The sequence below is a fragment of the Streptomyces sp. NPDC001492 genome (genome assembly GCF_053597275.1).
This window is the reverse complement of the sequence record NZ_JBSFHW010000047.1, coordinates 1-26,775: the sequence shown is the minus strand read 5'-3', so window position 1 is coordinate 26,775 and position 26,775 is coordinate 1. Positions and strand designations below refer to the sequence as shown.

The window sequence follows — 26,775 nt, the reverse complement described above, 5'->3', positions numbered from 1 at the left end:
CAGGCGGCAGGCCTCTGGAGGTCGGCAGGGTCAGGCCGTCGTGAACCACACGGTCGTGTCCGCCGGTACCTTCGTCTCGCCGGCCGCCTCGGTGACCTCGCCGCTGGTGAGCAGGACGCGGCCGTATGCCGGGGTCGTCACGGACTCACCGCTGGTGTTCGCGACGCACACGAACTCCCCGCGCCGGAAGGCGAGTACGCCCTCGGGGGCGCGCAGCCACTCCACCGTGTCGCCCGCGCCGAGGTCGGGCTGTTCGCGGCGGACGGCGAGGGCGGCGCGGTACAGCTCCAGGGTCGAGCCCGGCACACCGGTCTGCGCCTCGACACTCAGCTCGCCCCAGCCCTCGGGCTGCGGAAGCCAGCTGCCGCCGTCGCCGAAGCCGTACGAGGATCCTGTGCGCGTCCACGGGATGGGCACCCGGCAGCCGTCGCGGAAGCCGTCCTGGCCGGCGCCGCGGAAGTACGCCGGGTCCTGGCGCACCTCGTCCGGGAGGTCGACGACGTCCGGAAGGCCGAGTTCCTCGCCCTGGTAGACGTACGCCGATCCGGGCAGCGCCAGCATCAGCAGGGTGGCGGCCCTGGCGCGCCTGAGCCCCAGCGCGCGGTCGCCGGCCAGGCGGATCTGGGTGCCGAGGCCGGGCGGGTTGGCGAAGCGGGTGGCGTGGCGGGTGACGTCGTGGTTGGACAGGACCCAGGTGGCGGGGGCGCCGACCGGGCGCATCGCCTCCAGGGTGCGGTCGACGACCTTGCGGAGCTCGTCCGCGTCCCAGTCGGTCGACAGGTACTGGAAGTTGAAGGCCTGGTGCAGTTCGTCCGGGCGGACGTAGTTGGCGGTCCGCTCGACGGTCGGGGTCCAGGCCTCGGCGACGAAGATGCGCTCGCCGGAGTACTCGTCGAGGATGGTGCGCCACTGGCGGTAGATCTCGTGCACGCCGTCCTGGTCGAAGAACGGCATGACATCGTTGCCCAGCAGTTTCAGCTGCTCGTGGGTGCCGAGGTCGGGCAGGCCCTCCGCCTTGACCAGGCCGTGGGCCACGTCGATGCGGAAGCCGTCGACGCCCATGTCGAGCCAGAAGCGCAGGATCGAGCGGAACTCGTCGCCGACCGCCGGGTGCTCCCAGTTGAAGTCGGGCTGCTCGGGGGCGAAGAGGTGCAGGTACCACTCCCCCGGTGTGCCGTCCGGCTCGGTGACGCGTGTCCACGCCGGGCCGCCGAAGATGGACTCCCAGTCGTTGGGCGGGAGTTCGCCGTTCTCGCCCTTGCCGGGGCGGAAGTGGTACCGCTCGCGCAGCGGGGAGCCGGGGCCCTCCCGCAGTGCCCGCTTGAACCACTCGTGCTGGTCGGAGGAGTGGTTCGGGACGAGGTCGACGATGATCCTCAGGCTCAGCTCGTGGGCGTCGCGGATCAGCGCGTCGGCGTCGAGGAGGTTGCCGAACATGGCGTCCACGGCCCGGTAGTCGGCGACGTCGTAGCCGGCGTCGGCCTGCGGGGAGGCGTAGAAGGGGCTGAGCCACACGGCGTCCACGCCGAGGTCGCGCAAGTACGGGAGTCGGGAGCGTACGCCTTCCAGATCGCCCATGCCGTCGCCGTTGCTGTCGGCGAAGCTGCGCGGATAGACCTGGTAGATCACCGCGTCCCGCCACCAGTCGCTGTGCTTGGCGACGGTGGCTACGGCGGAGGTCGGGGCCGGGTCGGTGGACTGCTGCTGGCTCATGGCGTCCTTGATGCGTAACGGAGTCATTGGGTCAGTGGTGTGTGCGTACGGCGACTGTGGTGACGAGGCGGCCGCGGTGTCAGCGGGGTCGGATGGACACCGCGGCCGCCTCGGGTCTGGGATCCCGTCGGTCAGCCCTTGGTGCCGCCGGCGGTGAGTCCCGTCACCAGGTTCTTCTGCACGAGGTAGAAGAACGCGGAGACGGGTATCGCGATCAGCACCGCGGTGGCGGCCATCAGGTTGCGCTGGGCGTCGTATTGGCTGACGAAGGTCTGCAGACCGACGGCGAGCGTGTATTTCTGGTCGTCCAGCATGAACGTGGTGGCGAAGGCGACCTCACCGAAGGCCGTGATGAAGCTGTAGAAGGCGGCGACCGCGAGGCCCGGCTTGGCGAGCGGCAGGATCAGCCGTGCGAACGTGCCGAAGGGGGTCAGCCCGTCGACGCGCCCCGCCTCGTCGATCTCGAACGGGATGGTGTCGAAGTAGCCCTTGAGCAGCCAGGCGCAGTACGGCACCGCGGTCGAGCAGTAGACGAGGATCAGCCCGAGGTAGCTGTCGATGAGCCCGAGGTCCGACAGGATCTGGTACATCGGCACCATGAGTACGGCCACCGGGAACATCTGCGTGACCAGGAGCACCCACATGAACTTCCGGTAGCCCGGGAAGCGCATCCGCGAGACGGCGTAGCCGGTGGTCGCGGCGACGAGGACACCGAGCACGGTGGTGCCGAGGGAGACGATCAGCGAGCTCTTCAGCCAGTCGAAGAAGCTCGTGTGCTGCAGGACGAACGAGTAGTTGTCGAACGTCATCTTCTTCCAGATGCCGCCCGGATGGAGGTAGTCGTCCTTGTCCGGGCCGAGGGAGAGGAAGACGAGCCAGGCGATCGGGAAGAGCGCGATGACGCTCCCGACGATCAGGATGCCGTGGGAGGCGAGGGACGCCGCGAGGCTGCGCTCGCCGCGGTTCCGGACCTTGCGCGGGCCCTGCGCCGAGCCGTCCTTGGTCACCGCGGCGGAGGTTTCGACAGTGGTCGTACTCATGGGAACTCCTGCCTCAGACCGCGAGCTGCTGCTCGTTGCGGTTCAGCCAGCGGCGGTAGAACGAGGTGAAGACGATCAGGATGGCCAACAGCAGGATGCCGTAGGCGGCCGACTGCGCGAAGTCGCGCGGCTGCTGTCCGAATCCGAGGAAGTAGGCCCAGGTGACGAGGATCTGGGCGTCCGGGGCGCCGGTCGGGCCGAACAGCAGGAAGATCACGGCGAACTGGTTGAAGGTCCAGATGATGCCGAGGAGTACGACGGTGGAGCTGACGGACCTCAGGCCCGGCAGGGTGACGTACCGGAATCGCTGCCAGGCGCTCGCGCCGTCCATCTCGGCGGCCTCGTAGAGGGAGGCGTCGATGGACTGCAGTCCGCCGAGCAGCGAGATCATCATGAACGGCACACCGCACCAGGTGTTGACCATGATCGCCGCGAACCGCTGCCAGAAGGTGTCCTCCAGCCAGTCGGGCGTCGGCAGGTGCAGTGTGTGCAGGAAGCTGTTGAGGATGCCGCCGTCGGAGAGCATGATGCGCCAGCCGAAGACGGTGACGAAGGTGGGCACGGCCCAGGGCACGATGAGCAGCAGCCGGTAGAGCGTGCGTCCGCGCATCTTCTGGTTGAGCAGCAGCGCGAGGCCGAGCCCGATCGTGTAGTGCAGGGCGACGCACAGGGCCGTCCAGACGACCGTCCAGATGAAGTGCGACCAGAAGCGGTCGTATGACAGCGGGCCGAACAGGATGTCCTTGTAGTTGCCCAGGCCGATGAACTTGTAGGTGGCGTCGATGTGGTTGACGCCGATCGTGCGCGCGGTGTTCAGGCTGTTGGCGTCGGTGAGGGTGAGGTACAGGCCGTACGCCAGGGGGTACAGCACGAGGACCCCGAGCACGACGACCACCGGGGCGATCATCGCGTACGCGTACCAGTACTTCTGGTAGCTGCGCTTGAGGCGCCCGCCCAACCCGGGCCGTGGCGCGCGGTCACCGTGGCGTTTGCCGGTGGCGCGGTCGATGGCGACTGTCATGTTCGACACCTTCTGGGGAGTTCTACGGCCTGGGAAGTTCTACGGCAGTGAGAAGTGGCCGGGCGGGGCACGGCACAGGCCGGTGACCGCCGGGTCCGTCCCCCCATGTAATGGCGGACCCGACGGTCACTCGGGGTTTACTTGCTGAAGTCCGGCACCAGCTTCGCCATGGCGAGCTCGGCGTTGCTCAGGCCCTTGTCCAGGGACTCCTTGCCGCCGGCGATCTTCGGCAGCTCGGTGTCCAGCGGGCCCCACAGGGAGCTGTACTCGGGCAGCGCGGGACGCGGCTGGGCGGAGGGCAGGACCGTCTGGTAGCCGGCGATGCCCGGGTCGGCCTTGACCTCGGCGGTGTAGGCGTCGTCGCGGGTCGGCAGCGTGGAGTTCTTCAGGGCGATCTCCGTCTGGGACTTCGCGGAGGTCATGAAGTTCACGAACTTCAGGGCCGCCTTCTGGTGGGCGGAGTCCGAGCCGGCGTAGACGGACAGATTGTGGCCGCCGGTCGGGGCGCCCGCCTTGCCGGCGGAGCCGGCCGGGACGGTGGCGATGCCGAGGTTGGACTTGTCCTTGAAGGCGGAGCCCTTGTAGAAGTTCGTGATCTCCCAGGGGCCCTGGATGATCGAGGCGACCTTGCCGTTGACGAAGGCGTCCTGGATGTGGGCGTAGGCGTCGGCGGTGGTGTCGGCCTTGTGCAGGCCCTGCCCCTTGAAGAGGCTCAGCCAGGTGCCGTAGGCCTTCTTCGCGGGTGCCGAGTTCACGGTGATCTTCTTCGCGCCGGCGTCGACGGTGTCGGTGCCCTCGCCGTAGAGGAAGGTCTGCGCGTAGTAGGACTGGGTGGAGCCCCAGTAGCCGTAGACCTTGGCCTTGGAGTCGATCTTGGCGGCGTCGGCCTTGAGCTCGTCCCAGGTCTTGGGGGCCTCGGTGATGCCGGCCTTCTTGAAGAGTGCCTTGTTGTAGACGAGGGCGAGGGTGTCGGTGACGAACGGCACGCCGTAGGTCTTGCCCTCGTACTGGGCCTGCTTGATCAGGCTGGGCTGGAACTTGCTCTGGTCCTTGAGGGCCTCGGTGCCGTCCAGCGGCAGGAAGTAGCTCTTCTTGGCGAAGGCAGGGGTCCAGCCGACCTCGGAACGCAGCACGTCCGGGGCGCCCTTCGAGCCGGCGGCGGTGTCGAACTTGTTCTGCGCCTGGCTGAAGGGGACGTTGACGTACTTGACCTTGATGTTCTTGTTGGCGGCCTCGAACTCCTTGACCAGTGCCTGGTACGTCGGCGCCTCATTGGTGGCGTTGGAGGTGTCCCACCAGGTGATGGTGACCGGACCGTCGGCCTTGTCGCCGCTGTCGCTTCCGCCGCAGGCCGTCGCCGCGAGGGCGAAGGACGCCACCAGCGCGGTGGCCGCTATGCCACGCCGCATGAGTTCTCCTTGAGGGTGAAAGCCCGTGTGGTGCAGGTGCGGCCCCGTCTGCCGTTCCTGCTGTCGTGCCGACTGCGCCGTTGCCGCCGCCGGGCGACGTGAACGTAACAGCGTTGAAAGCTGCGCGAAAGGTCTTGCAGCAAAAAATTGCAAGACGGCGCGAAGGTTACCGGCCCGTGACCTCTCCTCGACCCCCACGCAACCGAGTATTGAAGCCGCTGAGCGGGCAGTGGGAGTCTTGTGCAAGACTCTGCAAGCTCTTGCCGAACCAGGCGCCCACCAGAACACGAGGGACCGCGATGACGCAGCAACCCGCTCGGGGCCGTGCAACCGCTCGTGCTCGGCGCCCGATTGGTGTGCAAAGTGACGGTCGGCCGGTACAGTCCACCCCTGTGACCACACGGCTTGCCGACATCGCTGCTCAGGCGGGGGTGAGCGAAGCGACCGTCAGCCGCGTCCTCAACGGCAAGCCGGGCGTCGCCGCCACCACCCGCCAGTCCGTGCTCGCCGCGCTCGACGTGCTGGGCTACGAGCGCCCGGTGCGGCTGCGGCAGCGCAGCGAGGGCCTGGTGGGCCTGATAACCCCGGAACTGGAGAACCCGATCTTCCCGGCGCTGGCCCAGGTGATCGGCCAGGCCCTGACCCGGCAGGGCTACACCCCGGTGCTCGCCACCCAGACCCCCGGCGGATCCACCGAGGACGAGCTGACGGAGATGCTCGTCGACCGCGGGGTCGCCGGCATCATCTATGTCTCCGGACTGCACGCCGACACCACCGCCGACATGGAGCGCTACGAGCGCCTGCGCGCACAGGGCGTGCCGTATGTCCTGGTGGACGGCTTCTCGCCGAAGGTGCAGGCACCGTTCATCTCCCCCGACGACCGCGCGGCGATGACACTGGCGGTCACCCACCTGGTGTCGCTGGGACATGTGCGGATCGGTCTGGCCCTCGGCCCCAAGCGGTTCGTGCCGGTGCAGCGCAAGATCGAGGGCTTCGTACGCTCGATGCAGGACCAGACCGGCCTGAGCGCGCAGACGATCGAGACGGAACTCGTCCAGCACTCGCTGTACACCCTGGAGGGCGGCCAGGCCGCCACCACCGCGCTGATCGCCCGTGACTGCACGGCGGTGGTGTGCGCGAGCGACATGATGGCGCTCGGTGCGATACGGGCGGCGCGGCAGCTCGGCCTCGAAGTGCCGCGGGACGTCTCGGTGGTGGGCTTCGACGACTCCCCCCTGATCGCCTTCACCGACCCGCCGCTGACCACGATCCGCAAGCCGGTCCCGGCGATGGGACAGGCCGCGGTGCGTACGTTGCTGGAGGAGATCGGCGGGACTCCTGCGCCCCACAGTGAGTTCGTGTTCATGCCGGAGCTGGTGGTGCGCGGTTCGACTGCTTCGGCGCCTGGGGACCGGACTCGTCCCTAGGGCGGAGAAACCTCGAGTTCGCGCAGTGCGTCGGGAGTAGGCGCGCACGTCCGTGTGTTGTAGAACATGCGGCGCGAACCCGACCGCGGGATGATCGGTCGCAGAAGGCGTTTCTGGCAGACTTTGTGCCCATGGGTGACTCGACCGTGACCAGTCTGGACGACCGTGAACAGACGGCCGCTCCCGACTCCCTCACGGCCGCGAACGGGCCGGAATTCCTGCGCCGGCTGCGTACCCCGCGCCGCCCCCACCTCTGGTTCGAGATCGTTCTGATCGCGGTGAGTTACTGGACGTACTCACTGATCCGCAACGCGGTACCGGAACAGCGCGGCCAGGCGCTGCGCAACGCCGACTGGCTGTGGCGGGCGGAGCACCACCTCGGCATCGCCGTCGAGGAGTCGGTCAACCACACCGTGAACTCGGTGACTTGGCTGATCGTCGGTATGAACTACTACTACGCGACGCTGCACTTCGTGGTGACGCTGGGTGTGCTGGTGTGGCTCTACCGTAGCCACCCGGGCCGGTATGCGGCGACGCGTCTGGTGCTGTTCGCGACCACGGGTGTCGCTCTGGTCGGTTACTACCTGTATCCGCTGGCGCCGCCGCGGCTGATGAACGGCAGCACCTTCATCGACACGGTCATGGTCCATGAGACCTGGGGGTCGATGGCCTCCGGGGACCTGAAGCACGTGTCGAACCAGTACGCGGCGATGCCGTCCATGCACATCGGGTGGTCGGTGTGGTGCGGGCTGACGATCTTCGCGCTGGCCAGGGTGCCGTGGGTGCGGGTCCTTGGTCTTCTGTACCCGGTGGTGACACTGACGGTGATTGTGGCTACCGCCAATCACTTCTGGCTGGATGCGGTGGGCGGTCTGCTGTGTCTGGCATTCGGCTTCGCGGTGGCTCGGGTCTGGTACGGGGTGCTGCCGTATGCGCTGCCGGAAGTGCCGGGCCGAGCCGTCGATCGTCTGCAGCGCCGTCATGGCTGGTCGCGCCCCGCGGCGGAGCCGCAAGTGGACACAGCCCAGCGCCCCTGAAGGCAGGGCGCAGGCCAGCCATACCCAGCCCGTCCGGCGTTTGAGGACGAGGCCCCTCAAGGGCCGAACGGGGGGCTGGGGGCGGAGCCCCCAGGGACGACGCGCACCCCTACCGTCCTACGCCCCGTAGAACAGCACCTCCACCACGGCCCGAGCCCTCCGCGCCGTACGGCGGTACCCGTCCAGCATGTCCCCCACATGCCCGTCCCCATACCCCAAGTACCGCCCCACCGCGGCCAGTTCACGCACGCCCGAAGGGAAGGTGTCCCCCGCGCGGCCGCGCACCAGCATCACGGCGTTGCGCACGCGGGTGGCCAGGACCCACGCCTCGTCCAGGATCGACGCGTCCTCGGTCGAGATCAGCCCGGCCGCGGCCGCGGCCGCCAGTGCCTCCCGGGTACGGGTGGTGCGCAGGCCCGGCTCGGCCCAGCCGTGCTGCAGCTGCAGCAGCTGCACGGTCCATTCGACGTCGGACAGGCCGCCGGGCCCCAGCTTGGTGTGCAGCTTGGGGTCGGCACCGCGCGGCAGCCGCTCGGACTCCATGCGGGCCTTCAGACGGCGGATCTCCCGTATGGCGTCGTCCCCGAGCCCCTCCGCCGGATACCGCAGCGGATCGATCAGCTCGATGAAGGACCGCCCCAGCTCCTCGTCCCCGGCGACCGGCTCGGCCCGCAGCAGCGCCTGGGACTCCCAGACCAGGGACCAGCGGCGGTAGTAGGCCTCGTACGACTTCAGTGTCCGCACCAGCGGGCCGGACTTGCCCTCGGGCCGCAGGTCCGCGTCGATCAGCAGCGGCGGGTCCGCGCTCGGGATCTGCAGCAGCCGCCGCATCTCGGAGACGACCCGGTTCGCGGCCTCCGAAGCCTCCTGCTCGGGCACGCCCTCCCGCGGCTCGTGCACGAAGATCACGTCCGCGTCGGATCCGTAGCCCAGTTCGTGTCCCCCGAAGCGCCCCATGCCGATCACGGCGAACCGGGTCGGCAGGGTGTCGCCCCAGCCGTCGCGCACCACCGCGCGCAGCGTGCCCGCCAGGGTCGCGGCCGTCAGGTCGGACACCGCGCCGCCGACCAGGTCCACCAGCGCGCCCTGGTCGGCGGCGGCCGGCTGGGTCTCGGTGCCGTAGGAGCCGACGATGTCGGCGGCGGCCGTACGGAACAGCTCGCGGCGGCGGACGCCGCGGGCCGCGGTGACCGCCTGCTGCGCGTTCTCCGCGCGGCCGACGGCGGCGAGGATCTCCTGCTCCAGCTGGGCGCGCTCGCGCGGCTCCAGCCCGCCCCCGTCGCCGTCACCGAGCAGGGCCACCGCCTCGGGGGCGCGCATCAGCAGGTCGGGGGCGAGGCGCCCGGCGGACAGCACACGGGCGAGGTTCTCGGCGGCCGCGCCCTCGTCCCGCAGCAGCCGCAGATACCAGGGGGTCTTGCCGAGCGCGTCGGAGACCTTGCGGAAGTTGAGCAGGCCCGCGTCCGGGTCGGCGGAGTCCGCGAACCAGCCCAGGAGCACGGGCAGCAGGGTCCGCTGGATGGCGGCCTTTCTGGTCACCCCGGAGGCCAGCGCCTCCAGGTGGCGCAGGGCGGCGGCCGGGTCGCCGTACCCGAGCGCGACCAGCCGCTCCCGGGCCGCCTCCGGGCTCAACCTGGCCTCGCCGGGGGCGAGTTGGGCGACCGCGTCGAGCAGCGGGCGGTAGAAGAGCTTCTCGTGCAGACGGCGTACGACGGCCGCGTGGCGCCGCCATTCGCGGTTGAGCTCGGCGACCGGGTCGACGCGCAGGCCGAGCGAGCGCCCGATGCGCCGCTGGTCCGCCTCGTCCTCGGGGACCAGGTGGGTGCGGCGCAGGCGGTACAGCTGGATCCGGTGCTCCATGGACCGCAGGAAGCGGTAGGCCTCATCGAGCTGCACGGCGTCGGCCCGGCCCACGTACCCGCCCGCCGCCAGCGCCTGCAGCGCGTCCAGGGTGGTGCCGCTGCGCAGCGCCGCGTCCGCCCGCCCGTGCACCAGCTGCAACAGCTGTACGGCGAACTCGACGTCCCGCAGGCCTCCGGGGCCGAGCTTCAGCTCGCGGTCGATCTCGGCGGCGGGGATGTTCTCGACGACCCGGCGGCGCATCTTCTGGACGTCGGCGACGAAGTTCTCCCGCTCGGCGGCCTTCCAGACGAGGGGTTCGAGGGCGGCGACGTACTCCTCGCCGAGCTCGATGTCGCCGGCCACTGGGCGGGCCTTGAGCAGCGCCTGGAACTCCCAGGTCTTGGCCCAGCGCTGGTAGTAGGCGAGGTGGCTGGAGAGGGTGCGCACCAGCGGGCCGTTTCTGCCCTCGGGGCGCAGATTGGCGTCGACCGGCCAGATGGACCCTTCCACCGTCGTCTCCGAACAGATCCGCATCATGTGCGAGGCGAGCCTGGTGGCGGAGCGCAGGGCCTTGCCCTCGTCGGCCCCGTCGACGGCCTCACCCACGAAGATCACGTCGACGTCGGAGACGTAGTTGAGCTCATGGCCTCCGCACTTGCCCATCGCGATGACCGCCAGCCGGCACAGCGCGGCGTCCTCGGGCGCTGCGGCGCGCGCGATGGCGAGGGCGGCGCGCAGGGTGGCGGTGGCGAGGTCGGCGAGTTCGGCGGCGGTCTCGGCGAGGTCGGTGGTGCCGCACACGTCGCGGGCGGCGATGGACAGCAGGCAGCGGCGGTAGGCGACGCGCAGGGAGACGGGGTCGGTGGCCTCCGCGAGCCCCCGCTCGAACTCCTCCACCCCCGGGTGCAGGTCCCGCGGCTCGTAGGTGACCAGCGCCTCCCAGTCGCGCGGGTGCCGGGCCAGATGGTCGGCGAGCGCGGCGGACGCACCGAGCACGCCGAGCAGCCGGTCGCGCAGCGGCTTGGCCGCTATCAGCGTGTCGAGCAGCTCGCGGCGCGCGGTGGGCCCCGGCTGGGCCTCCAGGAGCCGTACCAGACCGAGCAGCGCCAGGTCCGGTTCGGCGGTCGCGCCCAGCGCGTCGAGCAGCACCGGGTCGTCCCGCACGGGCATGAGCTCCACGCTGTCCAGCAGCCGCTCGGCGGCGGAGGGATCGGTGAAACCGTGCCGCAGCAGCCGCGTGAAGGTACTGCTCCTGCGCCCGGGCACCGTCATCCCCGTCCTCCTGTCGGATCAAGGTCGTACTGGCCCGAGCCTAACCGGAGACTCTGACACAAGCGCCGGAGCGGACGGCCGATGAGTTCGCCCGGCGGACGGGGTCTCTTCTCCGTAGAGGTGTCCGCAGAGATTTCCGTAGGGATTCTCCGGTACGAGGAGTGACAGCCCATGGCGGCCGACGACCCGCAGACCCGTCTCGACCCCCGCTACAGCGACCCGCAGGCCACCGCGACCGCCTGGTCCGAGGCCGAGGCGCAGCTCGCGCGTGCCGAGCTGTTCTGGATCTCGACCGTGCGGCCGGACGGACGACCGCATGTGACACCGCTGCCCGCCGTGTGGGCGGACGGCGCACTGCACTTCTGCACGGGTCCCGAGGAGCGCAAGGCGAAGAACCTCGCGGCCAATCCGCACGTCGTGCTGACGACCGGCAGCAGCAGCTGGAACAAGGGCCGCGACCTGGTGGTGGAGGGCGAGGCGGTCCGGGTGTCCGAGGACGGCCGGCTGCGCGAGCTGGCCGCCGCGTGGGAGGCGAAGTACGGCAGCTTCTGGCACTTCGAGGTGCGGGACGGGGCGTTCCACCACGGCGGCGGGCCCGCGTTCGTCTTTTCTGTGGCGCCCCGCACCGTTTTCGGCTTCGGTAAGGGGGAGCCGTTCAGCCAGACGCGGTGGCGATTCGAGTGACGTACGACCGACGCAACGACAAGGGAGTCGCTCCATGGAGATGAGCCTCGAAGTGATCCTGCTGCCGGTCTCGGACGTGGACCGGGCCAAGGAGTTCTACCGGGACAAGGTCGGCTTCCATGTGGACCTCGACGGCGAGGTGATGGAGGGGGTGCGGATCGTGCAGCTCACGCCGCCCGGCTCGGGGTGTTCGATCGCGCTGGTCGACGGGCTGCAGGTGCCGACCGGGACACCGCAGCCGGGGACGTACCACGGCATGCAGCTGTGCGTGACGGACGCGAAGGCGGCCTACGAGGAACTCAGCGCCCGAGGCCTGGACATCAGCGAACCCGTCCAGTTCGCCCCCCAGGACGGCGCGACCTTCATGTACTTCAAGGACCCGGACGGCAACGGCTGGGCGATCCAGGAGTACAAGCGCCGGGAGACGGAACCCCTGCACAAGCTCCTGACCGACCTGGCCGCCCAACGGCAGTAGCCGACGAAGGCCGCGGCGCATCGGCGCCGGTCGGGGTGATGGTTGAGCCGTCATCCCGAGCTGCTTTGATCAGCGCGTGACCCGTACTGATGATGTGACAGGCGGTAGAGCGGGACTGGCCGTCGTTTTCGGCGCTGCTTCTGTCGTGTGCTGGTTCTGCTGCCCCTTCTGGATGGTTGTGTGGCCGCTTGCTCTGCCCATCGGTCTTACGGGCGTTGTCCGGGGCATCATCGAGTGTCGAGCCGCCTCCCGTCAGGGCGTCAGCCGTGCCCAGCCCTTGATCGGCTTGGCGCTGGGGGCGGTGGGAACGGTGGCGGCAGTCGCGTACATGACCTTCGTGTTCACGCATCCAGACCTGCCGATTCAGGGCTAGGTTCGTGGAGTGGTGCCCCGCGCGGTACCCAAGCGTTGAGACCCGGCCTCATCCTTGGGGCCCATAGTCTCTCGGCAGGCTGTCAAGTCGGTCTGCTAGCTCAGTCGATCTTGATTGCGTACACGGAGACCCCACATCTCCTCGCCGTCGTCGCTCTTGAAGCGTACGGCGCCCGCTCGGACCAGGAGCTGCCGAAGTTCGTCGTCCGTGAAGCCGCCGATGTGGTGCTTGATCTTCTCGAAGCTACGCAAGGGCCAGGTCTGATGGAGGAGCAACTGAGAGATGGTCTCCTCCGCCATGAACTCGGTTCGAAGCTCTTCGCGCAGCTTCCCCGCCTCTAACTTCCAGGAGATCAATCCGCCTACAACCGACACTGCGAGCGCCGTAGCAGCAGCGATTAACGCAGCACTCACGTTGCTGTCCATCCAGGCATCGTAAGGCGGTCTCCACCGCGTGCCCACGCGGTTGGCGGAACGGCTTTGGGGCGGGAGCTGCCTCGGCGCGAGCGATCATGGCCCCTTACGCTCGGCCGCGGATCGGGCAGGCTTCTGGACCACTTGATCGATGCAGGGGAAGGTGCAGCCACGGCACGTTGGGACCCCCATGACGGCCCAGGGCGAGCGAAACGTAATGGGGCTGACGGTCTGCGAGCGTCAGCCCCCCTCACGAAAAGGCAGGTAACCCGCCCCGATCTGCGCTTACAGCACCGGCAGGTTCTTCCGCAGCTCGAACGCGGTGACCTCGGAGCGGTACTCCTCCCACTCCTGGCGCTTGTTGCGCAGGAAGAAGTCGAAGACGTGCTCGCCCAGGGTCTCGGCGACCAGGTCGCTGCGCTCCATGAGGGTCAGGGACTCGCCCAGGTTCTGGGGCAGGGGCTCGATGCCCATCGCGCGGCGCTCGGCGTCCGAGAGGGCCCAGACGTCGTCCTCGGCGCCCGGCGGGAGCTCGTAGCCCTCCTCGATGCCCTTCAGGCCGGCGGCCAGCAGGACGGCGTACGCCAGGTACGGGTTGGCGCCTGAGTCCAGGGAGCGGACCTCGACCCGTGCGGAGCCGGTCTTGCCGGGCTTGTACATCGGGACGCGGACCAGGGCCGAGCGGTTGTTGTGGCCCCAGCAGATGTAGGAGGGGGCCTCGCCGCCGGCGCCGGCGGTGCGCTCCGAGCCGCCCCAGATGCGCTTGTAGGAGTTCACCCACTGGTTGGTGACGGCGGAGATCTCCGCCGCGTGCTTGAGCAGGCCCGCGATGAAGGAGCGGCCGACCTTGGAGAGCTGGTACTCCGAGCCGGACTCGTAGAACGCGTTCCGGTCGCCCTCGAAGAGGGACAGGTGCGTGTGCATACCGGAGCCCGGGTGCTCCGAGAACGGCTTCGGCATGAAGGTCGCCTGGACGCCCTGCTCCAGCGCCACCTGCTTCATGACCAGGCGGAACGTCATGATGTTGTCCGCCGTGGACAGGGCGTCGGCGTAGCGGAGGTCGATCTCCTGCTGGCCGGGGGCGCCCTCGTGGTGGGAGAACTCGACCGAGATGCCCATCGACTCCAGCATGGTGATCGCCTGACGGCGGAAGTCCATGCCGATGTTCTGGGGGGTGTGGTCGAAGTAGCCGGAGTTGTCGGCGGGCGTCGGGCGGGTGCCGTCCAGCGGGCGGTCCTTCAGCAGGAAGAACTCGATCTCCGGGTGGGTGTAGAAGGTGAAGCCCAGGTCGGAGCCGCGCGTGAGGGCGCGCTTGAGGACATAGCGCGGGTCGGCGAAGGACGGGGAGCCGTCCGGCATGAGGATGTCGCAGAACATGCGGGCGGTGCCGGGGGCCTCGGCGCGCCAGGGCAGGATCTGGAAGGTCGACGGGTCCGGCTTGGCGATCATGTCGGACTCGTATACGCGGGCGAAGCCCTCGATGGCCGAGCCGTCGAAGCCGATGCCCTCGTCGAAGGCCTGTTCCAGCTCGGCGGGGGCCACGGCGACGGACTTGAGGAAGCCCAGCACGTCCGTGAACCACAGCCGTACGAACCGGATGTCGCGCTCCTCCAGTGTCCGGAGCACGAACTCCTGCTGCTTGTCCATCTTCCGCTTCCCCATCCTTGCTGGTCAGGCCGCCTGTCTCCGTGTCCCGCAGGAGGCGGTCGGGCACCTGAGCATCACACCACAACAGCATTTCGTCCGCGTTGCCGACCATGATCGGCCGGCCGACTCGGGGCTGAACGCCTCACCAACGGCGGGTGTACTGCTCACCGCCCATCTTGCCTGCTCGGACCGACATCCGTAATGGGAGGCCCGGCAGAAGGTAACGAGCGCCTCCGCAGGGCCCGCCTTTCCCTTGCCCCGTCTGCAAAACGTCACCGGTCTCCCACTACGATCAGGCGACCCGACCGACATTTTTTCCCACTCCCCACCCGATTCCCCCAGAAGGACACTGCGATGGCCACCGCCAAGAAGAGCAGCAGCGCGGCACGCAAGGCGCGAATAGAGGAGATGCGACGTGCCGAGCAGGCCCGCGAGCGGCGCGGCCGGATCCTGACGATCGGCGCGAGCGTGCTGGTCGTGGCCGGTCTGGTGGTCGGCGGTGTCTTCATCGTGAAGTCGCAGGACGGCAAGAAGAGCGACTCGGCGAGCGACGCGCAGTCCTCGGGCGACGGCCCGGGGCACTTCGTCACGGGCAAGGACGGTGTGCGGACCTGGACGGGCAAGCTGGCCCGCACCCATGTCGCGGGGACCGTGAAGTACCCGATGCACCCGCCGGTCGGCGGCAACCACAACCTGGCGTGGCTCAACTGCAACGGCGACGTCTACACCAAGGCCGTGCACGACGAGAACGCCGTGCACGCCCTGGAGCACGGCGCGGTCTGGGTGACGTACACCGACAAGGCGAAGAAGTCCGACGTGGACAAGCTGGCGGCGATGGTGAAGCAGACGCCGTACTCGCTGATGAGCCCGTACCAGAACCAGTCCTCCCCGATCGAGCTGTCGGCGTGGGGGCACCAGCTGAGCGTGACGAGCGCCGACGACCCGAAGGTCGCCAAGTTCTTCGAGACGTATGTGCAGGGCAAGCAGACCCCGGAGCCGGGTGCCTCGTGCACCGGCGGGACGATGTGACATGAAGAAGCACATCGGGTGGATCGCGGGTGCGGCGGCGGCCGCGCTCGTCGCCGCGGGCGCGATCACCTACGCGGTCGCCGAGGACGACGGGTCGGACACGGGCGTGAGCACGCCCGCCGCCGAGTCCGCGGACGCCGGGTTCGCGCGGGACATGGCGGTGCATCACCAGCAGGCCGTCGAGATGTCGTACATCGTGCGCGACCGTACGAAGAACGCGGAAGTGCGACAGCTCGCCTATGACATCGCGCAGACGCAGGCCAACCAGCGCGGCATGCTGCTGGGCTGGCTGGACCTGTGGGGGCTGCCGAAGGTGTCGGCGAAGCCGCCGATGTCGTGGATGGGCATGGGCGACATGCCCGAGCGCGGCGACGGCTCGCTGATGCCCGGCATGGCGACCAACACGGAGATGAGGAAGCTGGGCACGCTGAGCGGCAAGCAGGCCGAGGTCTTCTATCTGCAGCTCATGACGGACCACCACAAGGGCGGTGTCCACATGGCCGAGGGCTGTGTCGCCAAGTGCAGGGTCGGGGTGGAGAAGAGCCTCGCGCAGGGCATGGTCGACGCCCAGCGGTCGGAGATCCAGCTGATGGCGGGCATGCTCAAGGAGCGCGGGGCGAAAGCGCGTTCATAACCCTCCGACGGGAACGAAAGCCCCAAATCGCCCCGGATGACGGTTCCTTGGGTTTCTCTTGGCTTGCGCATTCCCCTGGCATGAACGGTTCATCGAAAGAGTGGCCCCCATCGCTTGATCCACTGCCCGCGCCTCCGCCGCGGAGCGGGTGGTCTACGCGGATCACAGCGACGACCGACCACACATGCGAAGAACCGCATCGCAGGGGGTTCTATGAGATCCAACCGCGCCAGACTGCGCGCCGCGAGCATGGCAGCAACTCTGCCCATGATCGCCGGTGCGCTGGCGCTCGGCATACCCGCGGCGCATGCCGCGGACAACCCAGGCCGGGACGCACTCGCGGGCACCAAGCCCGCGTGGGCGACGGCCAGGGCGGACAAGGGCGACACCTCGAACGGCGCTCAGGTCAGCCTTCGGGTGTACCTCGCCGGCAAGGACGCCGCCGGCCTCGCCGAGTACGCGAAGGCCGTGTCCGACCCGAGCTCGGCCTCGTACGGCAAGTACCTGAGCGCCAAGAAGGCCCAGGCCCGATTCGGCGCGACCAAGGCCCAGGTGGCCGCGGTCAAGTCCTGGCTGAGGTCCGCGGGCCTGAAGGTCACGGGCGTCACGCAGCACTACGTCTCCGTCACCGGTGACGTGGCCGCCGCCGAGAAGGCGTTCGGCACCCAGCTGCACAACTACACCAAGGGCTCGAAGACCTACCGGGCGCCGGCCAAGGCCGCCTCCGTCCCGGACAGTCTCAAGGGCGCCGTCCTGACCGTCACCGGCCTGGACAGCGCGCCGCACAAGGCGACCCACGACGACCAGCTGCCGCCGCCGGAGACCGTGTTCCGCAACTCCGGGCCGTTCTCGTCGTACTTCGGCTCGAACATCGCGAGCACGCTGCCCGACGCCTACGGTGCGAAGGTCCCGTACGCGATCAAGGGCTACACCGGCAAGCAGCTGCGCGCCGCCTACGGTGCGGGCAGCTACACCGGCAAGGGCGTCAAGATCGCCATCACCGACGCCTACGCCTCGCCGTCCATCGCGTTCGACGCGCAGACGTACGCCGGCAAGCACGGCGACGCCAAGTGGACGACCGGGCAGCTGCACCAGGTGCTGCCGAAGAAGTACACGAACACCAAGGACTGCTCCGCCGCCGGCTGGTACGGCGAGGAGACCCTGGACGTCGAGGCCGTGCACGCGGTCGCGCCGGCCGCGGACGTCACGTACGTGGGCTCCGCGTCCTGCCTGGACGACGACCTGCTGGACTCGCTGAGCAAGGTGGTCGACAACCACCTCGCCGACATCGTGTCCAACTCGTGGGGCGACATCGAGGCCAACCAGACCCCGGACCTCGCCGCCGCCTACGACCAGGTGTTCCAGTTCGGCGCGGTCGAGGGCATCGGCTTCTACTTCTCCTCCGGTGACAACGGCGACGAGGTCGCCAACACCGGTACGAAGCAGGTCGACACCCCGGCCAACTCGGCCTGGGTGACGGCGGTCGGCGGTACCTCGCTCGCGGTCGGCAAGGGCAACACGTACCAGTGGGAGACCGGCTGGGGCACCAAGAAGGCCGTGCTGTCCGCGGACGGCAAGAGCTGGACCAACTTCCCCGGCGCGTTCACCTCGGGTGCGGGCGGCGGCACCAGCAAGACGGTCGCCGAGCCCTACTACCAGAAGGGCATCGTCCCGAACGCGCTCGCCACGGCCAACAGCGCCGACGGCAACCGTGTCGTTCCGGACATCGCGGCGATCGCCGACCCGAACACCGGCTTCCTGGTGGGCCAGACGCAGACCCTGCCGGACGGGAAGACCCAGGCGTACGACGAGTACCGCATCGGCGGCACCTCGCTCGCCGCTCCGGTCATCGCGGCCGTCCAGGCGCTGGCCCAGGAGGCGCACGGCAAGGCGCTCGGTTTCGCCAACCCGGAGATCTACGCCCGGTACGGCAAGAGCGTGTTCCACGACGTGACCGACAACCCGACGGGCTCCGACCTGGCGGAGGCACGCGTGGACTTCGCCAACGGGTATGACGCCACCGGTGGTCTGGTCACCTCGGTCCGCAGCCTCGGCAAGGACAGCTCGCTGTCCGCGGTCAAGGGTTACGACGACGTCACCGGCGTGGGCTCGCCCGCGAACGGCTACGTCGACTCGTACCGCAAGCACTGACGCGGCGCCGGCAACGGCACCCTACGGAGGGGCGCGGGATGTGGTCATCCCGCGCCCCTTCGGCGTGCGTGGAGTGACGCACACCCCGCGCCCAGCGATCGCGTCGCTCTGACGATTACACTGGGCGCGTGCCTGAATTGAACTTCTGGTCGATCTATCAGCACGGCTTCGCCCGCGTCGCCGCGTGTACGGGCCACACCGTCATCGCCGAGCCGCATGCCAACGCCGAGGCGGTCCTGCGCCATGCCCGCCGGTGCGCCGAGGAGGGGGTCGCGGTCGCCGTCTTCCCGGAGATGGTGCTGTGCGGCTACTCCATCGAGGACCTGCTGCTGCAGGACGCCCTGCTCGACCAGGTCGAGCAGGCGCTCGGGGAGGTGGTGACCGGGTCGGCGGACCTGCTGCCGCTGCTGGTCGTGGGCGCCCCGCTGCGCCACCGCAACCGGGTCTACAACTGCGCGGTGATCGTGCACCGCGGCCGGGTCCTCGGCGTGGTGCCCAAGTCGTACCCGCCGTACTACCGGGAGTTCTACGAGCGCCGGCAGATCGCCGACGGCGCCGACGAGCGCGGCGGGTCGATCCGCGTCGGCGGCGAGGAGGTCCCCTTCGGCGTGGATCTGCTGTTCGCGGCCCAGGACGTCCCCGGGCTCGTGCTGCACGCGGAGATCTGCGAGGACATGTGGGTGCCGGTGCCGCCGAGCGCGGAGGCGGCCCTCGCCGGTGCGACCGTCCTGGTCAACCTCTCGGGCAGCCCGATCACGGTCGGGCGGGCCGAGGACCGCAAGCTGCTGTGCCGCTCGGCGTCCTCCCGCTGCCTCGCCGCGTACGTCTACGCGGCGGCCGGGCTCGGCGAGTCGACCACCGATCTGTCCTGGGACGGCCAGGCCATGGTCTACGAGAACGGCCTGCTGCTGGCGGAGACCGAGCGGTTCCCGCTCGGCGACGAGTACGCGATCGCCGACGTCGACCTCGACCTGCTGCGCCAGGAGCGGCAGCGGATGGGCACGTTCGACGACAACCGCCGCACGCACCGGGCGCGGACCGCCGACTTCCGGACGGTCGGTTTCGAGCTCGATCCGCCGCTGACCGACCTGGGGCTGCGCCGCCGCCTGGAGCGCTTCCCGTTCGTGCCGGCCGACGCGGAGCGGCTCGCCCTGGACTGCTACGAGGCCTACAACATCCAGGTCGAGGGCCTCCAGCAGCGCCTCGCCTCGATCGGCGGCCCGAAGGTGGTCATCGGGGTGTCCGGCGGACTTGACTCCACGCACGCGCTGATCGTCGCCGCGCGGGCGATGGACCGTGCGGGGCGTCCGCGCAGCGACATCCTGGCCTGGACACTGCCCGGCTTCGCCACCAGCGACCACACCAAGGACAACGCGCACGCGCTGATGCGCTCTCTCGGGGTCACTGCGGCCGAACTGGACATCACGCCGACGGCACGGCTGATGCTGCAGGAGATGGGGCATCCCTTCGCCTCGGGTGAGCCGGTGTACGACGTCACCTTCGAGAACGTGCAGGCGGGCCTGCGCACGGACTATCTGTTCCGCCTGGCGAACCAGCGCGGTGGCATCGTGCTCGGCACCGGTGATCTGTCGGAGCTGGCGCTCGGCTGGTCCACGTACGGCGTGGGCGACCAGATGAGCCACTACAACGTCAACTCGGGCGTGCCGAAGACGCTGATCCAGCACCTGATCCGATGGGTCATCAGCAGCGGCCAGTTCGACGAGGAGACGGGGAAGATCCTCGCCGCGATCCTCGACACCGAGATCAGCCCGGAGCTGGTGCCGGGTGAGGAGATGCAGTCGACCGAGTCGAAGATCGGGCCTTACGCGCTGCACGACTTCACGCTCTTCCACGTCCTGCGCTACGGCTTCCGGCCGTCGAAGATCGCCTTCCTGGCGTGGCACGCCTGGCACGACCCGGACGCGGGTAACTGGCCGCCGGGCTTCCCCGACGCCAAGCGGGTGGCGTACGACCTGCCGGAGATCCGGCACTGGCTGGAGGTCTTCTGCCGCCGGTTCTTCGCGTTCGCGCAGTTCAAGCGGTCTGCGATGCCGAACGGGCCGAAGGTGTCGGCGGGGGGTTCGCTGTCTCCGCGGGGGGACTGGCGGGCGCCGTCGGACAGTTCGGCGACGGTGTGGCTGCGGGATCTTGCGCGGTTCGACTAGGCCGGTGCGGGTGGTAGCCCGGTGCGGGTGAGTGGGGCGGGCGGCCCTGGGGGCTGCGCCCCCAGACCCCCGTCGGCCTGCGGCCTCGTCCTCGAGCTGCTCGCCACCCCGAAGGCCGTGCCGGAACTGCGCCACCACCTCCGCGCACATGTCTTCGAAGTCCGCCTGTGCGTGACGGAGTTGCTGACGAACGTGATCGACCTCCTCGGCGAGGGCACCCCGGTGACGGTCCGCGTCACCGGCACACCCGGCGGCCGCACCCGCATCGAGGTCACCGATCCGGACCCTCGCGCGCTGCCCACCCTCCCGGGAGCGGACCGCAAGACGGTTTGGTGCGAGCTGGCCGCACCGGGGCGGCAGTCGGGCGGCCGTCCTCACGCACAGAAACCCACGGGAACACCTGTACGAACACTTCTGGGTGTGTCTACAGTGATGCCGCGCCGCGGGGGCACATCGCCACGCAGCAGTGCCTGCACGTCGTGTCTCCACACCGGCCGAACCGCGGCTTCCTTCCCCCAACAGGGGGTGGACACTTGCGCTCCCAAGGATTTCGGATGACGAGCGGTCTACAGGCAGCCGAACGGGCGATCAGGCTGATGCGTGCCCACGAGGACATTGCGCAACATGGCGACGGCTGCCCAGCAGAGGTGATCGCCAGAGCCGAGGCTGAGATGGGTCTTGTTTTCCCTCCCTCATATCGGCGCCTGATCGAAGAGTTCGGAACGTGGGAGATTCCCCCCACCGAGTTCCCTGGCGTGTATACAACTCCGGCCCAGGGAGACAAGTTGTTGGGCTCTCCTGCGTACACCCTGGAGGACCGCGAGGTACTGGGACTGCCGCACGATTTCTTGGTCGTCATGCATGACGACATCTGGGAAGTTGTCGTCCTCGATACCTCGCAGCCGGACCAGGCGGGCGAGTACCCGGTTTACGCGTGGAACCCCGGGGTTCTGGAGGGCGGGCGCATGGAGAAGATCTCGGACAACTTCGGAGAGTTCACGCTCACCGAGTGCCGTCAGAAGCTGGGCTGATCCTCCCCCCGAGAGCGCACCTGGACAGGGGTCCGCACACCGACTGTGCGACCCCTCGGCCTCCGCACACAAACCCCCGGGGTGTCTCCCGCGTGCATGCGGGAGACACCCCGGGGCCATCACCTCAGTGACGAAAGCGACTTCGTGTGAGCTACAGCCCTTCGATCTACACATTCGTGGAAGGCAGTGACGCGCCCGTTCCCTTGGACACGCGCGTGGTACAAGCCGTCCTCAGCCCCTACGACGTGGGCGACCCGGACCTCACCGTGATGGACGACGGACGTCTGCAGTACAGGGTCCGGGCCGCGGACGGCAGCGAGGCCGAGATCTTCGTCGACCGGACCGGCATCCTGGTGGAGCGTCCGCACTCCGGTCCCGGTGTGTTCGCCATCGTGGCGGAACTCACGGAACGGCTGGTAGCGGTGATCTTCGATCCGAGCCAGGGGACGTTCTTCTGCGGCTCCGAAGCACATGCGCACCTTCCCGCGGACATGCGGCAAGAAGCCGTATTGATCGACATGACCGGTGAAGCGATCGAGGCCGCGCTGATCGGCCGGAGCACCCAGAACTGATCGGCGCGGACTTCTCCGTCGACTTCTTCAAGGCGGACCTGCGCTTCGCCGACCACAGGGTGAATTCCTACCTGCGCACGCCTGGACTACCGGTGGTCGGTGGTGAGGCTCACACGGGCCGCGATGGGCAGGTGGTCGCTCCCGGTCCTGGGCAGCGTCCACGAGGTCATCGGCTCGATGCCCTGGACCATGATCTGGTCGATCCGTGCCATCGGGAACGAGGCCGGCCAGCTGAACCCGAAGCCGCTGCCCGCCGCGCCCTGTGTGGAGCGCATCTGGGAGGTGATGCCGTTGAGGGAGCGGTCGTTCATCGTGCCGTTCAGGTCGCCGAGCAGCACCTTCCGCTTCAGCGGCTCATGGGCGATGGCCTCCCCCAGCGCGTTGGCACTCTTGTCGCGCTGCCGGGCCGTGAACCCGGCCTCCATCTTCACCCGCACGGACGGGAGGTGGGCGACGTAGAAGGCGACCTGCCCCTCGGGCGTGGTCACGGTGGCGCGCATGGCGCGCGTCCAGCCCAGCTTGATGTCGACGCCACTGACCCCGGTCATGGGGTACTTGCTCCACAGCCCGACCGTGCCCTGCACCGAGTGGTACTTGTACGTCGACGCCAGCGCCTTCTCGTACACCGGCACCGCCGACGCGTTCAGCTCCTCCAGGGCCAGCACGTCCGCACCGGATGCCGCCACGTCACGGGCCGTGCCCGAGGGGTCGGGGTTGTCGGCGTTCACGTTGTGCGTGGCGACGGTCAGGTCGCCGCCGCCGACGGTCTTGTCCGTCAGCAGACCGCCGAAGAGATTCAGCCATACGGCCGCAGGCAGCACCACCGCGATCAGCGCGGTCGCCGACCTGCGCACCAGCGCGAGCAGGAGCAGCAGCGGCACCAGCAGGCCCAGCCAGGGCAGGAAGGTCTCGGTGAGGCTGCCCAGGTTGCCGATGCGGTTGGGGATGCGGGCGTGCAGCAGCATCACCAGCGCGAGGATCACCGCGAGGGCGGCGACAACGATGCCGCGGCGCCAGATTCTGGGGTCGCCCCGCCATCCGGAGACCATGCGGTTGAGCAGGCGCCGAAGCCGGTCTCCCCGGTGCTCGGGCCCCGAGCCGCCGTTGTCCGTCTCCGTCACATACGCCTGCTGCGCCATACCGCGTCGCCTCACTGCCTGCCGTGCAACCCGTCCGTCCCCCCTGATCTGAAACCCTAGGGGATGATCGAGCCTGTCCCTGCCGTCGCATGACGGCCGTACGGGCACGAGGACGACGAACCCGGCGCGGGGAGTTCCGAATACGGCCCCCGAAAGCGCCCTCTGTGACGCAACGCGCACATTCGGTCTAGGTGGTTGAGGATTTGACGGACTGTGGTCCCTCGACGGGCCGTAGCCCTTCGAGAACGGTGTCCACGATCCGCTCCGACAGACCCTCGGAGAGGTCGGTCTCCTCCTCCACCGCCGGGCGCATGACCGTGCGCAGCAGCATGGGGCCGACGATCAGGTCGTTGACCAGTTCAAGGTCGATGTCCTCGCGGAGTTCGCCGTTCTGCTGGCCGCGGCGCAGGATCTCGATCTGCAGTCTGCGCCGCGGCCGGACGACGGAGGCGTGGTAGGCGGCCCAGATCTTGGGGCTGCTCTTCATCTGGGCGAACACGTTGTGCAGGAGCACCGAGGTGCGGGTCATGACGCCGCGCTGCCGCAGCTGCTCCAGGAGGGCCACCAGGTCGTCGCGCATGGACGTTCCGGGCAGTTCGGGGTCGGGGGGCTCGGCGGCGCGTACGACGTCGACGAAGAGCTCCTCCTTGCCGCTCCAGCGGCGGTAGATGGTGGCCTTGCCGACGCCCGCCGTGCGGGCGATCCGCTCGATGGAGAGTTCGGCGAGCGGGACGCCGTCCTCCAGGAGCTTCATCACGCCCTCTATGACGGCGCGTTCGACCGCCTCACTGCGGGGGCGTCCCCGTGCGGGGGCCCCGGGCGGGGCCGGACTGTCGGCGAGGCTCACTGCTGCGTCCCTTCGTCGTGCTGGAGCAATTCTCCCTGCCCCCCAGTGCGGCGGAAGACGCTATTCCGCCGCTGCCACCAACTCCTGCTCCTCCTCGCCCTGCTGACGGGCCGGCGGCTTCCCCGGCAGGAACAGGAACGCCACGAGCGCGCCGATGATCGCGACGACCGTGCCGCACAGCGCCGTGACGTGCATGGCGTGCAGGAAGGCGTCGTTGGCCGGGGTGACCAGCGCCCTGCCCTGCGGGCCCAGCTTCGCCGCGACGCCGAGGGTGGCCTCGATGGACTCGCCGGCCGTCTCCCGCAGCCCGGCCGGGAGGTGACCCAGCTTGCCCTCGATGCCATCGCGGTACGCCGTCGACAGCACCGAGCCGAGGACCGCGATGCCGAGGGCGCCGCCGACCTGGCGGAAGGTGTTGCTCAGCGCGGACGCGGAGCCGGCCTTCTCGCGCGGCAGGGCCTGCATGATGACCACGCTGGTCGGGGTCATGACGTGGGCCATGCCGGCGCCCATGAGGAAGAACACGACCTCCAGGACCCAGATCGGGGTGTCCGCCTCGAAGCCCGCGAACGCGGCGAGCATCCCCGCGAGCAGCAGCAGTCCGACCCCGGTGGTGACCTTGTTGCCGAACCGGTCGACGATCAGCCGGGCCCGCGGCGCGAAGATCATCTGGGCGGCGGCCAGCGGCAGCATCAGCAGACCGGACTGCAACGGCGAGTAGCCGCGCACACTCTGGGTGTAGAACACCGCGAAGAACGTGACGCCCATCAGCGCGAAGAAGACCAGCGCGATGGCGGCCATGGCGGCCGAGAACACCTTGTTCTTGAAGTACGTCACGTCGAGGGAGGGGTGGTCGCTGCGCTTCTCGAAGACGACGAACGCGGCGAGTACGACGAGACCGGCGGCGATGGTCGACAGCACCTGGGCGTCCGTGAAGTCGGCGAGCTCGCCGCCCTTGATGATGCCGTAGACGAGCAGGACCAGGCCCACGACGGACAGCACGACGCCGATGGGGTCGAGCCGGCCCGGCCGCGGGTCGCGGGAGTCGGGGACGAGCCAGATCATCAGGGCGAGCGCGAGGAGCACGATCGGCACGTTGATCAGGAAGACCGAGCCCCACCAGAAGTGGTCGAGGAGCACACCGCCGGTGATCGGGCCGATGGCGATGGCGAGGCCGACACCGCCGGCCCAGATTCCGATGGCCTTGGGCTGCTCCTCGCGCTCGAAGACGTTCATGAGGACGGCGAGGGTGGCCGGCATCACGAAGGCCGCCCCGAGGGCCATCAGGGCGCGGTAGGCGATCAGCTGGCCGGGCGAACCGGACTCGGCGGCGAGCGCGGAGCCGACGCCGAACACGACGAGACCGCCGAGCAGCACCTTCTTGCGGCCCACCCGGTCGCCGATGAGGCCGGCGGTGAACAGCAGACCCGCGAAGACGAGCGTGTAGGCGTTGATCGCCCACTCCAGCTCGCTCTGGGTGGCGCCCAGCCCGGTCGGGGCCGGGGTGGAGATCGTCTTGATGGCGACGTTCAGGATCGAGTTGTCGAGCACCACGATCAGCAGGCTGAGCATCAGGACGCCGAGGATGGCCCAGCGGCGCCGGTGCACGGCCTCGGGTATCCGGGGTGCGGGAACGGGTGGAGTCGTCATGCCGTCCAGGCTAGGCGAATTCCGATACGAGACGGTGCCGTATCGTAAATCTTTTACCTGGACCTTACGCCCGCTCCTGCGTGCGGACGTGACGGAGTTCCCTCTGGCCCTGGCTGGCACGAAGTGCCACCATGGGGGTGATCCGGGGACGCCGTCAGGGCGCCTCGAGATGACTGAAGGAGCCGTTGCAATGACGCAGCTTTCGGCTGCCCAGACTGTCCAGAACAGGTCCTCCGACGGCAGTAAGGCGCTGTACGGGGGCAAGGGCACACGCCGTATCACCGTTCGCGACATCACCCTCGCCAAGGAACGCGGCGAGAAGTGGCCCATGCTCACCGCCTACGACGCGATGACCGCGTCCGTCTTCGACGAGGCCGGCATCCCGGTGATCCTCGTCGGCGACTCGGCGGGCAACTGCCACCTCGGGTACGAGACGACCGTGCCCGTCACCATGGACGAGATGACCATGCTGTCCGCCGCCGTCGTACGCGGCACACAGCGCGCCCTGATCGTCGGCGACCTGCCCTTCGGCTCCTACCAGGAGGGTCCGGTGCAGGCGCTGCGCTCGGCGACCCGGCTGGTCAAGGACGCCGGGGTGGGTGCCGTGAAGCTGGAGGGCGGGGAGCGCTCGCACGAGCAGATCCGGCTCCTTGTCGAGTCCGGTATCCCGGTCATGGCCCACATCGGGCTGACCCCGCAGTCCGTCAACGCGATGGGCTACCGGGTGCAGGGGCGCGGCGAGGAGGCGGCGCAGCAGCTGCTGCGGGACGCGAAGGCCGTGCAGGACGCGGGCGCGTTCGCGGTCGTGCTGGAGCTGGTGCCGGCGGAGCTGGCGGCCGAGGTGACGCGGGTGCTGCACATTCCCACGGTCGGGATCGGGGCGGGTCCCGAGACCGACGCGCAGGTGCTGGTGTGGACGGACATGCTGGGGCTGACGTCCGGTCGGGTGCCGAAGTTCGTCAAGAAGTACGCGAACCTGCGTGAGGTCATGGGGAACGCGGTGAAGGAGTTCGCGGAGGATGTCGTCGGCGGGGTGTTCCCGTCGGAGGAGAACTCCGTCCACTAGAGCCACAGCGGCACAGAGGCAGCCCGTCGATCTTCCCCCGTCGACGGGCTGCCGTTTTGTCTGCGCCGACCGTGCCGGCCATGGCGGAGTAGCCGATGAGGGCGACGACCGTGGTGGTGGTGCTGGAGATCAGCGAGG

Annotated in this window: 21 protein-coding genes and 1 pseudogene; 11 read left to right on the top strand and 11 right to left on the bottom strand. The window is 69.1% G+C overall.

The genetic code is table 11. The features are described from left to right. Positions 1-30: 30 nt before the first annotated feature. The 4 genes from ACWC1K_RS40630 to ACWC1K_RS40615 all read right to left on the bottom strand — a co-directional run bounded on the left by ACWC1K_RS40630 (position 31) and on the right by ACWC1K_RS40615 (position 5,183). Positions 31-1,713: a glycoside hydrolase family 13 protein gene (locus tag ACWC1K_RS40630; RefSeq protein WP_450838214.1), complete on the bottom strand. Its 1,683-nt coding sequence runs from the start codon at positions 1,711-1,713 to the stop codon at positions 31-33. Positions 1,714-1,844: 131 nt separating this feature from the next. Further along, complete coding sequence (locus ACWC1K_RS40625) at positions 1,845-2,753, bottom strand: sugar ABC transporter permease (RefSeq protein ID WP_450838146.1); 909 nt, start codon at positions 2,751-2,753, stop codon at positions 1,845-1,847. 13 nt (positions 2,754-2,766) lie between these two features. Beyond that, a complete protein-coding gene (locus ACWC1K_RS40620) occupies positions 2,767-3,774 on the bottom strand; it encodes a carbohydrate ABC transporter permease (RefSeq protein ID WP_450838145.1) in 1,008 nt (335 codons plus the stop codon). A 137-nt stretch (positions 3,775-3,911) separates the two neighbouring features. Beyond that, complete coding sequence (locus tag ACWC1K_RS40615; RefSeq protein WP_450838143.1) at positions 3,912-5,183, bottom strand: extracellular solute-binding protein; 1,272 nt, start codon at positions 5,181-5,183, stop codon at positions 3,912-3,914. Positions 5,184-5,575: 392 nt separating this feature from the next. Between ACWC1K_RS40615 and ACWC1K_RS40610 the strand changes: the two genes are divergently transcribed. Both ACWC1K_RS40610 and ACWC1K_RS40605 read left to right on the top strand, forming a co-directional pair. Next, a complete protein-coding gene (locus ACWC1K_RS40610) occupies positions 5,576-6,610 on the top strand; it encodes a LacI family DNA-binding transcriptional regulator (protein WP_450838142.1) in 1,035 nt (344 codons plus the stop codon). Positions 6,611-6,741: 131 nt separating this feature from the next. Then, positions 6,742-7,647: a phosphatase PAP2 family protein gene (locus ACWC1K_RS40605; RefSeq protein WP_450838141.1), complete on the top strand. Its 906-nt coding sequence runs from the start codon at positions 6,742-6,744 to the stop codon at positions 7,645-7,647. A 117-nt stretch (positions 7,648-7,764) separates the two neighbouring features. On the opposite strand, the gene ACWC1K_RS40600 is transcribed toward ACWC1K_RS40605, so the two are convergent. After that, the gene (locus ACWC1K_RS40600; protein ID WP_450838139.1) at positions 7,765-10,761 is read right to left on the bottom strand and encodes a bifunctional [glutamine synthetase] adenylyltransferase/[glutamine synthetase]-adenylyl-L-tyrosine phosphorylase; all 2,997 of its coding nucleotides are present in this window, start codon (positions 10,759-10,761) and stop codon (positions 7,765-7,767) included. 171 nt (positions 10,762-10,932) lie between these two features. Between ACWC1K_RS40600 and ACWC1K_RS40595 the strand changes: the two genes are divergently transcribed. Together ACWC1K_RS40595 and ACWC1K_RS40590 are read left to right on the top strand one after the other, a co-directional pair. Beyond that, positions 10,933-11,445, top strand: a complete 513-nt coding sequence (locus ACWC1K_RS40595) for a pyridoxamine 5'-phosphate oxidase family protein (protein WP_450838137.1) — start codon at positions 10,933-10,935, stop codon at positions 11,443-11,445. A 34-nt stretch (positions 11,446-11,479) separates the two neighbouring features. Beyond that, the gene (locus tag ACWC1K_RS40590) at positions 11,480-11,920 is read left to right on the top strand and encodes a VOC family protein (RefSeq protein ID WP_450838136.1); all 441 of its coding nucleotides are present in this window, start codon (positions 11,480-11,482) and stop codon (positions 11,918-11,920) included. Between the two features lie 468 nt (positions 11,921-12,388). Here the strand turns inward: ACWC1K_RS40590 and ACWC1K_RS40585 are convergent, their stop codons facing one another. Both ACWC1K_RS40585 and ACWC1K_RS40580 read right to left on the bottom strand, forming a co-directional pair. Further along, the gene (locus ACWC1K_RS40585) at positions 12,389-12,718 is read right to left on the bottom strand and encodes a hypothetical protein (RefSeq protein ID WP_450838135.1); all 330 of its coding nucleotides are present in this window, start codon (positions 12,716-12,718) and stop codon (positions 12,389-12,391) included. A gap of 273 nt (positions 12,719-12,991) precedes the next feature. Beyond that, on the bottom strand, positions 12,992-14,353 hold the full coding sequence (locus ACWC1K_RS40580) for a glutamine synthetase family protein (protein ID WP_450838133.1): 1,362 nt from the start codon (positions 14,351-14,353) through the stop codon (positions 12,992-12,994). A gap of 354 nt (positions 14,354-14,707) precedes the next feature. On the opposite strand from ACWC1K_RS40580, the gene ACWC1K_RS40575 reads away from it, so the two are divergent. The 6 genes from ACWC1K_RS40575 to ACWC1K_RS40550 all read left to right on the top strand — a co-directional run bounded on the left by ACWC1K_RS40575 (position 14,708) and on the right by ACWC1K_RS40550 (position 21,935). Beyond that, positions 14,708-15,382 carry a DUF3105 domain-containing protein gene (locus ACWC1K_RS40575; protein ID WP_450838131.1) on the top strand — a complete coding sequence of 225 codons (675 nt, stop codon included), beginning with the start codon at positions 14,708-14,710 and terminating at the stop codon, positions 15,380-15,382. 1 nt (position 15,383) lies between these two features. Then, on the top strand, positions 15,384-16,016 hold the full coding sequence (locus tag ACWC1K_RS40570) for a DUF305 domain-containing protein (RefSeq protein ID WP_450838130.1): 633 nt from the start codon (positions 15,384-15,386) through the stop codon (positions 16,014-16,016). A 213-nt stretch (positions 16,017-16,229) separates the two neighbouring features. Further along, on the top strand, positions 16,230-18,167 hold the full coding sequence (locus ACWC1K_RS40565; protein ID WP_450838128.1) for a S53 family peptidase: 1,938 nt from the start codon (positions 16,230-16,232) through the stop codon (positions 18,165-18,167). 128 nt (positions 18,168-18,295) lie between these two features. After that, the gene (locus tag ACWC1K_RS40560) at positions 18,296-20,332 is read left to right on the top strand and encodes an NAD(+) synthase (RefSeq protein WP_450838127.1); all 2,037 of its coding nucleotides are present in this window, start codon (positions 18,296-18,298) and stop codon (positions 20,330-20,332) included. A gap of 554 nt (positions 20,333-20,886) precedes the next feature. Then, on the top strand, positions 20,887-21,363 hold the full coding sequence (locus ACWC1K_RS40555) for an SMI1/KNR4 family protein (protein ID WP_450838125.1): 477 nt from the start codon (positions 20,887-20,889) through the stop codon (positions 21,361-21,363). 215 nt (positions 21,364-21,578) lie between these two features. Beyond that, positions 21,579-21,935: a hypothetical protein gene (locus ACWC1K_RS40550; protein ID WP_450838124.1), complete on the top strand. Its 357-nt coding sequence runs from the start codon at positions 21,579-21,581 to the stop codon at positions 21,933-21,935. A gap of 86 nt (positions 21,936-22,021) precedes the next feature. Here ACWC1K_RS40550 and ACWC1K_RS40545 read toward each other — a convergent pair whose 3' ends face one another. From ACWC1K_RS40545 to ACWC1K_RS40535, 3 genes are all read right to left on the bottom strand, one after another. Then, complete coding sequence (locus tag ACWC1K_RS40545) at positions 22,022-22,984, bottom strand: endonuclease/exonuclease/phosphatase family protein (protein ID WP_450838212.1); 963 nt, start codon at positions 22,982-22,984, stop codon at positions 22,022-22,024. A 277-nt stretch (positions 22,985-23,261) separates the two neighbouring features. Then, positions 23,262-23,921: a TetR/AcrR family transcriptional regulator gene (locus ACWC1K_RS40540; protein ID WP_450838122.1), complete on the bottom strand. Its 660-nt coding sequence runs from the start codon at positions 23,919-23,921 to the stop codon at positions 23,262-23,264. Positions 23,922-23,981: 60 nt separating this feature from the next. Further along, positions 23,982-25,571, bottom strand: coding sequence for an MFS transporter (locus ACWC1K_RS40535; protein WP_450838121.1), 1,590 nt, complete (start codon positions 25,569-25,571; stop codon positions 23,982-23,984). A gap of 190 nt (positions 25,572-25,761) precedes the next feature. On the opposite strand from ACWC1K_RS40535, the gene panB reads away from it, so the two are divergent. Next, positions 25,762-26,637: a 3-methyl-2-oxobutanoate hydroxymethyltransferase gene (panB, locus tag ACWC1K_RS40530; RefSeq protein WP_450838119.1), complete on the top strand. Its 876-nt coding sequence runs from the start codon at positions 25,762-25,764 to the stop codon at positions 26,635-26,637. A gap of 61 nt (positions 26,638-26,698) precedes the next feature. Here panB and ACWC1K_RS40525 read toward each other — a convergent pair. After that, positions 26,699-26,775, bottom strand: a pseudogene (locus ACWC1K_RS40525) (ABC transporter permease); the annotation flags it as partial.